The organism is Humibacter sp. (assembly GCF_051954055.1).
GTDB lineage: Bacteria > Actinomycetota > Actinomycetes > Actinomycetales > Microbacteriaceae > Humibacter.
Genome location: NZ_JBQCIE010000033.1, coordinates 157,654 through 173,125, shown reverse-complemented (window position 1 = coordinate 173,125; position 15,472 = coordinate 157,654). Strand labels below are relative to the sequence as shown.

13 protein-coding genes are annotated in these 15,472 nt (G+C 68.2%); 9 read left to right on the top strand and 4 right to left on the bottom strand.

Going from position 1 to position 15,472, the window contains the following annotated elements; all coding sequences use genetic code 11:
* Window positions 1-30: 30 nt before the first annotated feature.
* Window positions 31-1,062, top strand: coding sequence for an alanine racemase (locus tag ACTHNC_RS04415; RefSeq protein ID WP_440293374.1), 1,032 nt, complete (start codon window positions 31-33; stop codon window positions 1,060-1,062).
* A complete protein-coding gene (locus ACTHNC_RS04410) occupies window positions 1,059-2,147 on the top strand; it encodes an alanine racemase (RefSeq protein WP_440293373.1) in 1,089 nt (362 codons plus the stop codon). Before ACTHNC_RS04415 ends, ACTHNC_RS04410 begins: the two co-directional genes overlap by 4 nt.
* Window positions 2,148-2,207: 60 nt before the next feature.
* Here ACTHNC_RS04410 and ACTHNC_RS04405 read toward each other — a convergent pair whose 3' ends face one another.
* Entirely contained in the window at window positions 2,208-2,450 is a 243-nt protein-coding gene (locus tag ACTHNC_RS04405; protein ID WP_440293372.1) for a DUF7455 domain-containing protein, read from the bottom strand.
* Between the two features lie 237 nt (window positions 2,451-2,687).
* Here ACTHNC_RS04405 and ACTHNC_RS04400 point away from each other — a divergent pair, with 237 nt between their 5' ends.
* Complete coding sequence (locus ACTHNC_RS04400; protein WP_440293371.1) at window positions 2,688-4,772, top strand: DNA gyrase/topoisomerase IV subunit B; 2,085 nt, start codon at window positions 2,688-2,690, stop codon at window positions 4,770-4,772.
* Window positions 4,773-4,781: 9 nt separating this feature from the next.
* Here ACTHNC_RS04400 and ACTHNC_RS04395 read toward each other — a convergent pair whose 3' ends face one another.
* Window positions 4,782-7,274 carry a DNA gyrase/topoisomerase IV subunit A gene (locus tag ACTHNC_RS04395; protein WP_440293370.1) on the bottom strand — a complete coding sequence of 831 codons (2,493 nt, stop codon included), beginning with the start codon at window positions 7,272-7,274 and terminating at the stop codon, window positions 4,782-4,784.
* 97 nt (window positions 7,275-7,371) lie between these two features.
* On the opposite strand from ACTHNC_RS04395, the gene ACTHNC_RS04390 reads away from it, so the two are divergent.
* A complete protein-coding gene (locus ACTHNC_RS04390; protein WP_440293397.1) occupies window positions 7,372-8,508 on the top strand; it encodes an alkaline phosphatase family protein in 1,137 nt (378 codons plus the stop codon).
* Window positions 8,509-8,512: 4 nt separating this feature from the next.
* Here the strand turns inward: ACTHNC_RS04390 and sepH are convergent, their stop codons facing one another.
* Window positions 8,513-9,580: a septation protein SepH gene (gene sepH, locus ACTHNC_RS04385; protein ID WP_440293369.1), complete on the bottom strand. Its 1,068-nt coding sequence runs from the start codon at window positions 9,578-9,580 to the stop codon at window positions 8,513-8,515.
* A 213-nt stretch (window positions 9,581-9,793) separates the two neighbouring features.
* Here sepH and ACTHNC_RS04380 point away from each other — a divergent pair, with 213 nt between their 5' ends.
* Window positions 9,794-10,087, top strand: a complete 294-nt coding sequence (locus ACTHNC_RS04380; protein WP_146322659.1) for a DUF4193 domain-containing protein — start codon at window positions 9,794-9,796, stop codon at window positions 10,085-10,087.
* A 7-nt stretch (window positions 10,088-10,094) separates the two neighbouring features.
* Here the strand turns inward: ACTHNC_RS04380 and ACTHNC_RS04375 are convergent, their stop codons facing one another.
* A complete protein-coding gene (locus tag ACTHNC_RS04375) occupies window positions 10,095-10,562 on the bottom strand; it encodes a DUF3093 domain-containing protein (RefSeq protein ID WP_440293368.1) in 468 nt (155 codons plus the stop codon).
* 38 nt (window positions 10,563-10,600) lie between these two features.
* On the opposite strand from ACTHNC_RS04375, the gene dut reads away from it, so the two are divergent.
* The 4 genes from dut to acnA all read left to right on the top strand — a co-directional run bounded on the left by dut (window position 10,601) and on the right by acnA (window position 15,363).
* Window positions 10,601-11,059 carry a dUTP diphosphatase gene (dut, locus tag ACTHNC_RS04370; protein WP_440293367.1) on the top strand — a complete coding sequence of 153 codons (459 nt, stop codon included), beginning with the start codon at window positions 10,601-10,603 and terminating at the stop codon, window positions 11,057-11,059.
* Entirely contained in the window at window positions 11,056-11,658 is a 603-nt protein-coding gene (locus tag ACTHNC_RS04365) for a DUF3710 domain-containing protein (RefSeq protein ID WP_440293366.1), read from the top strand. The genes dut and ACTHNC_RS04365 overlap by 4 nt, the downstream gene beginning before the upstream one ends.
* Window positions 11,659-11,660: 2 nt before the next feature.
* Window positions 11,661-12,428 (top strand): DUF3159 domain-containing protein, encoded by a 768-nt coding sequence (locus ACTHNC_RS04360; RefSeq protein ID WP_440293365.1) that lies wholly within the window; start codon window positions 11,661-11,663, stop codon window positions 12,426-12,428.
* Between the two features lie 112 nt (window positions 12,429-12,540).
* Window positions 12,541-15,363 carry an aconitate hydratase AcnA gene (acnA, locus tag ACTHNC_RS04355; protein ID WP_440293364.1) on the top strand — a complete coding sequence of 941 codons (2,823 nt, stop codon included), beginning with the start codon at window positions 12,541-12,543 and terminating at the stop codon, window positions 15,361-15,363.
* Window positions 15,364-15,472: the final 109 nt, after the last annotated feature.

Genomic DNA, 15,472 nt, shown 5'->3' with positions numbered 1-15,472 from the left:
TATCGAGACCATGACGAAGATTGCCGTGCCGTGACCGCCGATTCCCGCCGTCTCTCGGTTCGCCTCGACTCGCTGGCCGCCAATGTGCGCCGCTATCGCGAGGCCGCACGCGGTCTCATCGCGTGCGTCGACCACGATGGTTTCGGCCACGGTCTCGTTCCTGTGGCCCGTGCCTGCCTCGAGGGCGGAGCGGATCTACTCGCCGTCGCGGACTTCGACGAGGCGCTTCGGCTGCGGGACGCCGGCATCGCGGCGCCCCTTCTAGCACTCCGACCCACCGGCGCGGTCGCTGACGGCCTCGGCGTGCAGGCAGCGGTCGCCACGCAGCGGGAGGCGGACGACGCGACGGCCCTCGGCGCATCCGGTGCACACGTCGTGATCGACTGCGGCGGCGCGCCGCGAGGCATCCGGCCGGATGATCGCGGCGCCTTCGAGGCGATCGCCGGCGCAGTTCCTCCGGTTGCTCTCATGGGCGTCGCGGATGCCCGCACCCCGCACGCCGCCGCATCCGCCGCCCTCCACGAAGCGGCTGCGCTCGCACCCGAGCTGTCGAGACACCTGCACGGCACGGCCGGCGTGCTCGTCGGGTACGGCGCCGACGACGCGTATGTGCGGGTCGGGCGCGGTCTGTACGGCATCCCGCTGCCCGACGGCACGTCGACGGGGGCGCCCGTGGCACGACTGACCGGCCAGGTCGTGACGGTGAAACGCATTCTGGCGGGGGAGGGCGTCTCGTACGGCTACATCTACCGAGCGCCGGAGGATGGCACCATCGCGCTCGTCACCTGCGGTTACGCCGACGGTGTGCCCAGGAGCATCGGCAACCGCGCGACCGTGCTCGTCGACGGATGCCCCGCCCGGGTGATCGGACGCGTCGCGATGGACGTGGTCGTCATCGACGTCGGCGATGCCGTCGTGCATGCCGGAGACGAGGTGGTCTTCCTCGGCGATCCGGCCGCCGGAGAACCGACTGTGTCGGAGTGGGCGTCGATCACCGGGTTCGATCCGGTGGAGATCGCAGCGGCGATGGGTCCCCGAGTGGTGCGGAGCTATACACGATGAGCACGACACAGCGATCCGACGCGAACGCGCCGCTGACTCACGCCAGGGTCGATCTCGCCCGGTTCGACGCCAACCTGCGCACTGTGCGCTCCCGGGTCGCCCCCGCAGAGACCATGTTCGTGGTCAAGAACGACGCGTACGGGCACGGCGCGGACGTGCTCGTGCCCAGGGCGATCGAGCACGGCATCCGCTGGGTCGGCGCGCTCGACGTGGAGACGGCGCTGCGTGTCCGATCCGTCGTGGGCGAAGGGCCACGGGTGTTCGCGTGGCTGCTCAGCTCGCGCGATGATCTGGCAGCCGCGCACGACGCCGGGATCGACCTCGGCGTCGGCGATCGCGGCGTGCTCGAGGCAGCAGCATCCGCGGGTACTGCCCGGCCGATTCGGGTGCATCTCAAGATCGACACGGGCCTCAACCGGAACGGCGTGCGCGTCGAGGACTGGCGCCCGTTCGTCGCCAGGGCAGCCCAGCTGCAGGCGGAGGGGCGGATCTCGGTCGACGGAGTGTGGAGCCACATCTCGGAGGCGTCGGACGAGGACGACGATCGGGCACGCGTGCGCTTCGACTCGGCGCTCTCCTCGGCGGAGGCTGTCGGACTGGCGCCCGAGTACCGGCATCTGGCCGCCAGCGCGGCCTCCTTCCTGCGCGCCGAATTCCGGTACGACCTGGTGCGTGTCGGCGCCTTCGTCTACGGCATCTCACCGGCAGGCGGTCCGCACGAGCCCGAGCTCGGCATCAGTCCGGTCATGTCGTTGCGCACCCATGTCGTCGATGTGCGCGACGGCGAGGCCGTCCTTCCGCTGGGTGCCTGGCACGGTGTGCCGTCCAGTGTCGTCGGTCGGAGCACGGAAGCGAGCGCGGTCGGCGTCGGGATCCGGGGGCACAGGCATCCCGTGCTCCGCGTCGGCCGGGACTGGATGTCGGTGCACGCGGGCGACGCCGGCGTGGGGGATGAGGCGGTTCTCTTCGGTCCGGGCGACGACGGCGAGCCGACGGCGACCGAGTGGGCCGAGTCGATCGACACCATCGGCGAGGAGATCGTGCTCAAGGTGGACCGGCGCATCCCGCGCACCTATTGCGGGTGAACGACGAAGGAGGCGCCCCCTCGCCGGAGCGAAGGGACGCCTCCCGATGTCAGTGTGTCGTCAGGCCCGCTGGTCCTCGAAGAGACGGGATGTCTCGTCGTGCCAGTTGGTCGCGATGCTGGAGAGCTTCTCGTGGTGCTTCTTGGCGTGGTGGGCGCAGAACAGCAGCTCGCTGCCGTTCACGGTCACCCGCACGTACGCCTGCGCACCGCACGCGTCGCAGCGGTCGGCTGCGGTCAGCGCGGGGCCCGTGGGGAGCTCGTCGGCACCGGGGGTGGCGACATGGCCTGCGTAGTTCGACATGCTGAGCTCCTTTCTGGAAAACCCGAACGTTTTGCGATTGGTTGTCTCCATACAAGCACGTCGACACCGTGAGCATGCTCCATCCAGGCCCATTTCGCTGTGCGCGTAGGCGGTGGACAACGCACCTGGCGCAGCTGGGTGTCGGTCGCCGGTGAGCGCGGGGGCGGTCGATATCCTGAACGATGGCCTGGCTCCTTTCCCGTGGTTCCCGGCCATGACACGACATCTGGAGACCCCGTGGCGACGAACGACTACTCCGCCAGACACCTCTCGGTGCTCGAAGGCCTGGAGGCCGTACGCAAACGCCCCGGCATGTACATCGGTTCGACGGATGCCCGCGGCCTCATGCACTGCCTCTGGGAGATCATCGACAACTCGGTCGACGAGGCCCTCGCCGGATACGGTTCCGACATCGAGGTGATCCTCCATCCAGACGAGAGCGTCGAAGTGCGCGACAAGGCACGCGGCATCCCGGTGGACATCGAGCCGAAGACAGGCCTCTCCGGCGTCGAGGTCGTGTTCACCAAGCTGCACGCCGGAGGCAAGTTCGGCTCCGGGTCCTACTCGTCGTCAGGCGGCCTGCACGGCGTCGGTGCGTCCGTGGTCAACGCGCTGTCCGAGCGCCTCGACGTCGAGGTGGATCGCGACGGAAAGACCTGGGCCATGTCGTTCCACCGCGGCGAGCCTGGCGTGTTCGCTGATTCCGGCGACCCGAGCCCCAACTCGCCATTCACACCGTTCGAGTCGCGCAGCGAGCTGCGTGTCGTCGGCAAGGTGGCGAAGGGCGTCGCGGGCACACGCATCCGCTACTGGGCCGACCGGCAGATCTTCGGCAAGAACGTCGAGTTCAGCGTCGACGACCTGGTGGGGAGAGCACGCCAGACGGCGTTCCTGGTCCCCGGCCTGACGATCGGCATCACGGATGCCCGCACCGAGGCACCCGAGCGCACGGACTTCACGTACGAGGGCGGCATCAGCGAGTTCGCGGACTACCTCGCGCCCGACACCGCGATCACCGACACCTGGCGTCTCGCCGGCTCGGGGACGTTCACCGAGACCGTCCCCGTGCTGAACGAGCACGGAGCGATGCTGCCGACGGAGGTGCAGCGCGAGTGCGAGGTCGACGTCGCCCTCCGCTGGGGCACCGGGTACGACACCGTGTTCCGCACGTTCGTCAACATCATCGCGACGCCGAAGGGCGGAAGCCACCAGGCCGGATTCGATCAGGGTCTGATGAAGTTCTTCCGGCAGCAGGTCGAGCAGAACGCGCGCCGTCTGAAGGTGACGGCGACGGAGAAACTGGAGAAGGACGACATCCTCGCCGGCCTCACCGGAGTGCTCACTGTGCGACTCCCGGAGCCGCAGTTCGAGGGCCAGACCAAGGAGGTGCTGGGCACGCCTGCGGTACGCGCCATCGTGGCGAAGGTGGTGAGCGACGGGCTCGCTGCCCGCTTCGCGTCGCCCAAGCGCGATGACAAAGCGCAGTCCGCCCAGCTGCTCGACAAGGTCGTCTCCGAGATGAAGTCGCGCATCTCCGCCAGGGCGCACAAGGAGACGCAGCGACGCAAGAACGCCCTCGAGACGTCCTCCCTGCCGGCCAAGCTCGTGGACTGCCGCTCGACCGACGTGGCGCACAGCGAACTGTTCATCGTCGAGGGCGACTCGGCGCTCGGAACGGCACGCCGGGCACGGGACAGCGAGCACCAGGCGCTGTTGCCGATCCGGGGCAAGATCCTGAACGTGCAGAAGGCCTCGATCTCCGACATGCTCTCCAACCAGGAGTGCGCGTCGATCATCCAGGTGATCGGAGCGGGATCCGGCCGCACCTTCGACCTCGACGCCGCACGCTACGGCAAGGTCATCATCATGAGCGACGCGGATGTCGACGGTGCGCACATCCGCACCCTGCTGCTCACCTTGTTCTTCCGCTACATGCGGCCGATGATCGAGGCCGGCCGGGTGTTCGCCGCAGTTCCGCCGCTGCACCGCGTCATCGTGATGAACCCGGGTTCGAAGCCGAACGAGACCGTCTACACGTACTCGGACCAGGAGCTGCACGCCGTGCTCGCCGGCCTCAAGAAGGCGGGAAAGCGCTGGCAGGAGCCGCCGCAGCGTTACAAGGGCCTCGGCGAGATGGATGCCGACCAGCTCGCGACCACCACGATGGACCGCACGCACCGTCTGCTGCGTCGGGTACGGCTGGATGACGCGGAGCGGGCGGCCGAGGTGTTCGAGATGCTGATGGGCAATGACGTGGCGCCCCGCAAGGAATTCATCATCTCCAGCAGCGACCAGCTGAGCCGGGAACGCATCGACGCGTAACGGCGCCGATCAGCCTACGGAGGCGCCGACCGCGCCGATCACCGCGTCGAGCGGTGCGCCGGACGCATCCCGCTTCGCACCCGCCTCTGGCAGGGCTCGCGGAGTCCCGTCGCCCGATACCGCCAGCGCGGGAGCCTCGCCGACCCACGCCACCGCGAGCTGATCCTCGCCCTTGAGGAAGCGCTGGGCGCGCACGCCGCCTGTCGCCCTGCCTTTCGAAGGGAACTCCGCGAAGGGCGAGACCTTGCCGGTTCCCGGATTGGTGCCGGCCAGCGTGCTGGCGCTCGTCGCGATCGTGACGACGACGGCGTCCTGTGCGGCCTGCTCAGGCACGACGTCGAACGAGATCGCGGTCGCGCCGCCGGCGAGCTTGATGCCGGCCATGCCGCCGGCGCCTCGCCCCTGCGGGCGAACGGAGGAGGCGGCGAACCGCAGCAGCTGGGCATCCGTGGTCACGAAGACGAGCTCGTCGGAGTCCGACGCCTCGCCCGCACCGACGACAGAGTCGCCCGGTTTGAGCGCGATCACCTCGAAGTCCGGCTTGTTGGCCCAGTCGCCGGGAATCAGACGCTTCACCACACCCTGTGCCGTGCCGAGCGTGAGTGGAACGGCGGAGTCCGCCGCGACCACAGCGAGGACGCGTTCGCCTCGGTCGGTCAGGCCGATGTAGTCGGATGCCCGCACGCCGGCCCCGAGCTGCACCGAGTTCGCCGGCACCCCGGGAAGGTCGACGGGGGAGAACCGCACGATGCGGCCACGGTTCGTGACGGCGCCGATCTCAGTACGGCTCGTCGTCGTGACGGACGACAGCACGGCGTCGTGCTTGCTGCGCCTGGAAGGGGGAGTGATGCGCGGTGCCGTTCCCTCGGCATCCTGCGGAAGATCGACACGCACGAGCCGCCCAGTGGCGGAGAGGAAGACGCGGCACGGCACGTCGGCGACCTCGAGCACTGCCTGCGCCTTCGTCCCGGCGGTCGCCCTTGAGGGAGCGGCGGAGGTGAGCATGGTGCGCCGCGGCGTGCCGAACCGGTCGGCCACGTCGCCCAGCTCTCTGGAGACGACCTCCTTGATTCGGTCGTCGGACGCCAGGATCTCCTCCAGCTCGGCGATCTCGGTCAGCAGCGTGTCGCGCTCGGTCTCGAGCTCGATGCGCGAGAACTTCGTCAGTCGGCGCAGGCGCAGCTCGAGGATGTACTCGGACTGCACCTGGCTGAGGTCGAACACCTGCATGAGCCGGGTGCGAGCCTGGTCGCTGTCGTTGCTCGTGCGGATGACCTGGATGACCTCGTCGATGTCGAGGATCGCGATGAGCAGGCCCTCCACGAGGTGCAGCCGCTCGCGCTTGCGAGCCAGCCGGTATCGGGAGCGACGGGTCACCACCTCGATGCGGTGGTCGAGGTAGACCCGCAGCAGTTCACGGAGCCCGAGCGTGCGCGGGTTGCCGTCGACCAGAGCGACGTTGTTGATCGAGAAGCCGTCTTCCAACGGTGTGTAGCGATAGAGCTGCTCAAGCACCGCCTGCGGACTGAATCCGGTCTTGATGTCGATCACGAGGCGAAGTCCTCGACTGCGGTCGCTCAGGTCGGTGACGTCGGAGATGCCGGCGAGCTTCTTCGCGTTCACGCCGTCCTTGATCTTCTCGATCACCTTCTCGGGACCGACGAGGTATGGCAGCTCGGTGACGACGAGTCCCGTCTTGCGTGCCGTGATGGGCTCGACCGAGACCTTCGCCCGGGTGCGGAACGTGCCCCGACCGGTGGCGTAGGCATCCTTCACCCCGTCCAGACCGACGATGATGCCGCCGCCCGGCAGGTCGGGCCCCGGCACGAACTCCATCAGCTCGTCCAGCGACGCGTCCGGGTTGTCCAGCAGGTGGCGCGCCGCGCCGACGACCTCCACCAGGTTGTGCGGCGCCATGTTGGTCGCCATGCCGACGGCGATGCCGCTGGCTCCGTTGACCAGCAGATTCGGGATGGCCGACGGCAGCACGTCGGGCTGCATGAGCTGGTTGTCGTAGTTCGGGACGAAGTCGACCTCGTCCTCGTCGATGCCCTCTGTCATCGTGAGCGCGGCTGGTGCGAGCCGCACCTCCGTGTACCTGGCGGCGGCCGGCCCGTCGTCGAGGGATCCGAAGTTCCCGTGGCCGTCGATCAGCGGCAGCCGCAGCGTGAAGTCCTGCGCCATGCGCACGAGGGCGTCGTAGATCGCAGCATCTCCGTGCGGGTGCAGCTTGCCCATCACCTCGCCGGTTACGCGGGCGGACTTCACGTGAGCGCGCTCGGGCCGAAGCCCCATCTCGCTCATCTGGTACAGGATGCGGCGCTGCACCGGCTTCAGACCGTCGCGGGCATCCGGGAGCGCCCTGGAGTAGATCACCGAGTACGCGTACTCCAGATACGAGCTCTGCATCTCGCTGGAGACGTCGATGTCTTCGATGCGCTCAGGGGTGGTGCTCTCCGCCGCGGCGGTTCGAGGTGATCTGCGGTTGTCTGCTGGGCTCATTCGTGCAATCTCTGCGGGCGGAAACCGGGTACTCACACGCCTCCGGCGGGGAGGATCCCAGTCCGCGCGGGTCTGCCAGACTGGCCGGGTGGGCTCAATGCTACCGGCCGGATTCCCGTCATCGACGAGCCTTGCCGACGTTCTGACCAGTTGCCTGTCCAGCATCTCGGGAGCGCGTCCGAGCATCCCGATTCCGCAGGTCGCCAGGGCCGTCGTCGTGCTCGTCGATGGGCTGGGAGCCCAGTCCCTGCGGGCTCGTTCGGGGCACGCCCGCTTCCTCGGTCCGCGGCTGAACCGGGCATCGACGCTCGACAGCGGCTCGCCGACGCCGACAGCGGCGGCGATCGCCACGCTGTGCACGGGACGGATGCCCGGCGAGCACGGCATCGTCGGCTACCGCGGGTACGACCCAGCGACCGGTCGTGCGTTCAACCACCTCAGCGGATGGAACCGGACTCCCGCGCCCGAGAGCTGGCAGCGCTGCGAGACCGTGTTCGAAGCGTCGGCACGCCAAGGCATCCCCTCATACGCCGTCGGGCCCGAGCGCTACCGCTCCTCCTCGTACACCGCCGCCGTGCTCCGCGGTGCCGAGTACGTCGCCGCCGACAGCATGGAACGCCGCGTGGAGGTCGTGCGCGATCTCTTCGATCGCGGCGGCAAGCGCTTGGTGTACCTCTATGTTCCCGAACTGGACGTGGCTGCCCACGCCAGCGGCTGGGAGTCGGATGCCTGGCTCGTCGCCCTGGAGGAACTCGACTCGGCGATGGCGCGGCTCGCCCGGTCGCTGCGCGCCGGCGAGGGCGCGTTCGTCACGGCCGACCACGGAATCCTCGACGTGCCCCAGACATCGCACGTGCTCTACGACGCCGTTCCCCGCCTGACCGACGGAGTCCTACGGGTGGGCGGCGACCCGAGGCTGCTGCAGCTCTACCTCGGCCCGGATGCGCCGGAGTCCGACGAGCAGGCGCTGGCCGCCGCCTGGCGGGAAGCGGAGGAGCATCGGGCCTGGATCGCCACCCGGTCGGAGGCGATCGACGCGGGATGGTTCGGCCCGATCGTTGACGCCGATGTCGCACCGCGCATCGGCAACGTTCTGGTCGCCGCACGGGGACGCATCGCCTACTACGACTCGACGCCGGAGGGCGCGAAAAGCCGCCGCATGGTGGGCCAGCACGGATCGTTCGCCCCGGAGGAGCGGAAGGTCCCCTTGATCCGGCTCGGCGCCTTCGAGTAGGCGTCTACGCCAGGTCGTCGTCGGTGCGCGCGCCGAAGACGATCTCGTCCCAGCTGGGCATCGACTTGCGTCCCCGCTTCGCGCCGCGCACCGGACCGGTTCCGGATCGATCGGATGCCTGCGGCAGGGGCGCGACCGGCGGCTCGGCGAGAGCGGGGACATCCGTCGAGTCGAACGTGTCCAGCGGGATGTCCACCGACTGCGGCTGAGAGTCGCGCAGCCCGGCCGCTTCGCGCTCCCCGCGACGCTTGCGCAGTGCCTCGAGCAGGTCAGCCGTCTGGTGGACGTCTCTCGGCTCCTCGTCGTCCGCGCGCTTGATCGCCTGGATGGTGATGGCGTTGTTCACGTTCTGCGGCGTTCGAGTGGCGGACTGTTCTCTGCCCCCGGACTGCTCAGGCCGTGCTCCGGCAGCCGGCGCATCGTCGAAGGTGAAGGCGCCGCTGTCGAAACGGGACTCGTCCGGCACCGGCAGCACCGGCGAGACGGCCCGCAACCGAGGAATGAGGCCCGTCTGCAGCTCTCCCTGTTGCGAGAGGGTGTGCGCGTCGGCATTCGACGGAGCCAGGGCCATCTTGCGCGGCTCGAAGGTCCAGCGCGCATCGTGGTCGACGTCGTCGGCCACGAACGTGAGCTTGACGATCCAGCCGCCCTCCGGTTCCTTCCAGCTCGTCCAGCGCTCACCCGTCGCCCCGACCGAGGCGAGACGATCGCGGATGACGGCGCCGAACGTGTCGCCCTCGCTGAGCGGGTCGATGTCGGCGCCGGTGCGCACCGGGACGGCCAGGGCGGACGTCACGATGTGCTCCCGCTCTGCCACGATCGGGCCCTCGAAGCGCTCCACGTAGCCGATGGCCGCCCCGGTCAGCGACGCGACCTCTTCCGCCGACAGTCCGGAGCGGATGTGCGCCTGGATCTCCCGCGGCGAGACCTTGGGACCCGTCACGGGGTCGGGCTTGATCTGACGCAGCCGCGACTGCAGCATCTCGTCGATGGCGATGCGGAATCGCTCACCGCTGTCGTTCGCGGCGAGCAGAGCGCCGTTCTCGATCCCGATGACCTTCAAATCCTGCATGCGAAACGCCTCTTTCGACCTCGTTGCGTTCGAGGCAACCCTGCCATGGAATGGCGGCATTTCCGGGGAATAACCGGGGCGCGCCGCGAGTTGATCGGAGCGCACAACCGAAGGCCGAAAGAATCGGCAATGGCCCGTTTGCTATTCCAGGGCGCCTGATGCAAACTATGCCCGCCGATTTCTTCGGATCGCATGAACAAGAAGTGGATGGGAATGGCAACCGATTACGACGCGCCGCGGAAGACCGACGACGACTCCGAGTCGATCGAGGCCCTCAAAGAGCGGGTTCCCGACAAGATGTCCGGGGTGGTCGACGTCGACGATGCCGACAATCCAGGCGGTTTCGAGCTTCCCGGAGCAGACCTCTCCGACATCGATCTCGACGTCGTCGTCCTGCCCCCGCAGGCCGACGAGTTCACCTGCGTGAGCTGCTTCCTGGTGAAGCACCGCTCGCAGATCGATCACGAGACGAAGCTGGGGCCGATCTGCGTGGAGTGCGCGGCCTGAGACTTCATCAAGAATGAGGAGCCGGCGGCAGATTGTCGCCGGCTCTGTCGTTGAGCGCCCGTGCGAGCTCGTTCGGGCGCCTGGTGGAGAGCAGCCAATAGGGCGCGGGGTCGTCCTCGTCGAGGATCGGGACGCGTACCACTCCGCTCACCCAGCCGCGGATGAGCAACCAGGCACGGGCGTCCAGCAGCCGCCCGCGCTGCATGGTCGCCTCGGTGCCCTCGAACGTCTCCGCCGCGCCGAGGTAGCGGCGCTCGATGTGCGCACGACCCGCCTTCAGCTCCCCCGTCGTCACCTCGATGGTCGGCGATCCGGCGATCAGGCCGGCCACGCATCCCGCGTAGAGCAGCACGGCGCAGACGATTCCGACGGTCATGTTGATCGGCGCGAACACGATGATGCTGGCGGGGATCACGAGCGCCGTCGCGACGAAAAGCCAGGGGGCGGCCCAGAGCCGCTCTCGGTACACGGTCATACGTCTATTCGACCAGAGTTCTGCACTACCCTCGACACGTGATCGAATCCGTCGACGTGCTGACAACGGCGCTGGAGCCCCCAAGGTACGCGCACCACGACGACGCAGGAGCCGATCTGTGCTCCACGGATGCCATCACGCTGAACCCCGGAGAACGGGCGACGGTGGGCACCGGGGTCGCGATCGCGCTACCGGACGGCTACGCCGCTTTCGTGGTTCCCCGCAGCGGTCTCGCCGCACGGCACGGCATCACGATCGTGAACGCACCCGGGACGGTGGATGCCGGCTACCGCGGCGAGATCCGCGTCACGCTGCTCAATACGGATGCCGACGCGGCCTACACGATCGCTCCCGGCGATCGCATCGCCCAGCTCGTGGTGATGCCGGTGACTCGTGCGACGTTCATCAGCGTCGACGAGCTGCCGGAGAGCGTGCGCGGGGCGAACGGATTCGGCTCCACCGGATACACCGCACTTGAGTCAGGAGAGAACGCGTGAGCGACACAGGCGACATCGCCCCAGAAGAGTGGGAGAAGTCGGCGCCCGAAGACCGCGAGATCGAGGGTCCGTTCGACGACAGCGAGGCCAACCCGGTTCGCCCGTACATCGACCTCGGCGGTGTCAAGGTTCTGCCGCGCGAGGGCCTGCAGCTGCGGCTGGAGGTCGAGGAGGAGACCGGAAGAGTGGTGGCCGTCGGCCTCGACTTCGCCGGTTCGACGCTGCAGGTGCAGCCGTTCGCCGCACCCAGGTCCAGCGGGCTGTGGCACGAGATCCGGGCGCAGATCGCCGACCAGATCCAGCACCAGGGCGGGCGCACCAGCGAGCGCGACGGCGTGTTCGGACCGGAGCTCGTGGCAGAGATCCCGGTCGCCCAGCCCGGCGTTCCGGGGGAGACGCGCATCGCGCGGTTCATCGGTGTCGACGGGCCGAGATGGTTCCTCCGTGGCGTGATCGCCGGCGATGCAGCGATCGACCCGACCGCAGCCGCCGACATCGAAGACCTGTTCCGCAGCGTGGTCGTCGTGCGCGGAAATCAGCCGATGCCGCCGCGCGATCTGATCCCCCTGCGGATGCCGGCAACGCCGACCGACGCGTGATCGTGGCCGAACGCGACGAGTCCGACGCCGAACGGGGCGAAGCGACCGCTGCTGCCGGTCTCGGCAAGGCGATCGCCCAGGCGGCGAGCGGCGGGGGGATCGGTGCCATCGCCGGAGGGGACGCTCCGACCGGGCGCGCCCTATTCGATGCGATGGGCGGAGCGCGAGGCCTGTGCGAGACCATCCTTCCCGGACTCCTGTTCCTGGTGCCGTTCACGGTGCTCACGAGCGTCCACGAGCCGTGGGCCCAGCAGCTGGCCATGCCCGTCTCCCTCGGCGCATCCGTGCTCGTCGCCGTCGTCTTCACCCTGATCCGCATCTTCACGAAGACCCAGGTGACGCAGGCGGTCGCCGGGCTGATCGGGGTGGCCGCGTCCGCCATCCTCGCGCTGATCACGGGCAACGCCGCGAACAACTTCCTGCTCGGCTTCTTCATCGACGCCGGATACGGGGCGGCGATGCTCGTCTCCATGCTCGTGGGATGGCCGCTGCTCGGGCTCGTCATCGGCTACCTCATGGGCGACGGCGTCGCCTGGCGGGCGAGCGCGAGCAAGCGCCGCGTCATGCAGGTTCTCACCGCGTGCTGGCTCGCCCTCTTCGCCGCACGCCTCGCCGTGCAGCTGCCGCTCTACTTCGCCGGTCTGACGGTCGCCCTCGGGTTCACCAAGCTGCTCATGGGCGTTCCGCTGTACGCGACGCTGGTGCTCGTGTCCTGGCTCGTTGCACGTGCCGTCTACCCGCCGAAGTCGGCGCAGGAATCCGACGAGTGAGCCATCAGGCGCGAGCCGTTCGGGGCCCGATGGGCCCCGCATCCGCGTTCGAGCGGGTGTTAGAGTTATCTCGACATCAAGATAAATTTCTGCCGACGAAGGAGAGGGCAGCGTGACAGCCGACAGCGTTTCCGCACCGAACAGCTTTGGAGCACGAGACACCATCACGGTGGATTCGACGGACTACGAGATCTTCAAGATCGAGGCCGTTCCCGGCTACGAGAAGCTCCCGTTCAGCCTCAAGGTGCTGCTGGAGAACCTGCTTCGCACCGAAGACGGTGCCAACGTCACCAAGAGCCAGATCAGCGCTCTCGGCAACTGGCAGCCCGAGGCGGAGCCGGACACGGAGATCCAGTTCACGCCGGCGCGCGTGGTGATGCAGGACTTCACCGGCGTTCCCTGCATCGTCGACCTCGCCACGATGCGTGAGGCCGTCAGCGAGCTGGGCGGCGACCCGGAGAAGATCAACCCGCTCGCCCCCGCCGAACTCGTGATCGACCACTCCGTGATCGCCGACGTGTTCGGAACGCTCGACTCCTTCGAGCGCAACGTCGAGCTGGAGTACGAGCGCAACGGCGAGCGGTACCAGTTCCTCCGCTGGGGCCAGTCGGCGTTCGACGACTTCAAGGTCGTGCCCCCGGGGACCGGCATCGTGCACCAGGTCAACATCGAGCACCTGGCCCGCGTCACGTTCACCCGCGAAGTGGGAGGAAAGCTCCAGGCGTATCCCGACACTCTCGTCGGCACGGACTCGCACACCACGATGGTCAACGGCCTCGGCGTCCTCGGCTGGGGCGTCGGCGGCATCGAGGCCGAGGCTGCCATGCTCGGCCAGCCCGTCTCGATGCTCATCCCCAAGGTGGTCGGCTTCAAGCTCACCGGTTCCATCCCGGCCGGCGTGACCGCGACCGACGTGGTGCTCACCATCACGCAGATGCTGCGCAAGCACGGCGTGGTCGGCAAGTTCGTCGAGTTCTACGGCGCCGGCGTCTCGCAGGTGCCGCTCGCGAACCGCGCCACGATCGGCAACATGAGCCCGGAGTTCGGCTCGACAGCGGCGATCTTCCCGATCGACGACGTCACGCTCGAATACCTTCGACTCACCGGTCGGTCTGAAGCGCAGGTGCACCTCGTCGAGGAGTACTCGAAGGCGCAGCACCTCTGGCACGAGCCGGAGAACGAGCCGGTGTACAGCGAGTACCTGGAGCTGGACCTCGGCACGGTCGTTCCGTCGATCGCCGGTCCGCGTCGCCCGCAGGACCGCATCGAGCTGAGCCGCGCCAAGGAGCAGTTCAACACCGACCTGAACGACTACGCCGAGATCGATCACGACCTGGTCGACCTCACCATCTCCGAGTCGTTCCCGGCGTCCGACCCTGGCGAGCTGAGCCCGGAGGATGCCCGCAGCATCCACCAGCACCATCACCACAGCCACGCTCCGCTGACGGCATCCAAGCCGACCCACGTGACGATGAGCGACGGCGACTTCACCATCGACCACGGTGCGGTGGCGATCGCTGCCATCACGTCGTGCACGAACACGTCGAACCCGGAGGTCATGCTCGCCGCCGGCCTCCTGGCCCGCAACGCCGCTCGCAAGGGCCTCAAGGCGAAGCCCTGGGTGAAGACCACGCTCGCACCGGGGTCCAAGGTCGTCACCGAGTACTACGAGAAGGCCGGACTCACCGGATACCTGGAGGACCTCGGCTTCTATCTCGTCGGCTACGGCTGCACGACCTGCATCGGCAACTCCGGCCCGCTGCCCGAGGAGATCTCGGCCGCGGTCAACGGCAACGACCTCGCGGTCACCGCGGTTCTCTCCGGCAACCGCAACTTCGAGGGCCGCATCAACCCTGACGTGAAGATGAACTACCTGGCCAGCCCGCCCCTGGTGATCGCCTACGCGTTGGCCGGTTCGATGAACTTCGACTTCGAGACGGATGCACTCGGCGCCGATCAGGACGGCAACGACGTCTACCTCAAGGACATCTGGCCCGACGCCGCCGAGGTGCAGCAGACCATCGACGAGTCCATCAACCAGGACATGTTCACGCGTGAGTACGCGAGCGTGTTCGACGGTGACGAGCGTTGGCGCTCGCTGCCAACGCCGACCGGCTCCACGTTCGAGTGGGATGCGGAGTCCACCTACGTGCGCAAGCCTCCCTACTTCGAGGGGATGACCGTGGAGACGGCCCCGGTCGTCGACATCTCGGGTGCCCGGGTGCTTGCCAAGCTCGGCGACTCCGTCACGACGGACCACATCAGCCCCGCCGGATCGATCAAGGCCGACAGCCCGGCCGGCCACTACCTGAGCGAGCACGGAGTCGAACGCAAGGACTTCAACTCGTACGGGTCGCGGCGCGGCAACCACGAGGTGATGATCCGCGGTACCTTCGCGAACATCCGTCTGAAGAACCAGCTCCTCGACGGTGTTGAGGGCGGCTACACGCGCGACTTCACGCAGCCGGACGGCCCCCAATCGTTCATCTACGACGCCTCGGTGAACTACCAGAACGCTGGAACTCCTCTCGTGATCCTGGCGGGCAAGGAGTACGGATCGGGGTCCTCCCGCGACTGGGCGGCGAAGGGCACGACGCTGCTCGGCGTGCAGGCTGTCATCGCGGAGAGCTTCGAGCGCATCCACCGCTCGAACCTGATCGGCATGGGCGTCGTACCGCTCCAGTTCCCGGCCGGCGAATCCGCCGAGAGCCTTGGCCTGGACGGAACGGAGGAGATCGCGATCAGCGGCCTCACGAAGCTCAACGAGGGCTCGACGCCGAAGACCGTGCATGTCACGGCCACCCCGACCGCGCACTCCGCAGACGGCAAGGAGCCCGTGGAGTTCGACGCTGTCGTGCGCATCGACACGCCCGGTGAAGCCGACTACTACCGCAACGGCGGCATCCTCCAGTACGTGTTGCGCAGCCTGGTCTGACGTCCCATCGATGAGCACCCGGAGGGGCGTGGGTCGCAGGACCCGTGCTCTCCGGGGCGCCTTCGATGAACGAATCGCGCACCGGGGTGACGTAAGGGCGCGGTGCGTA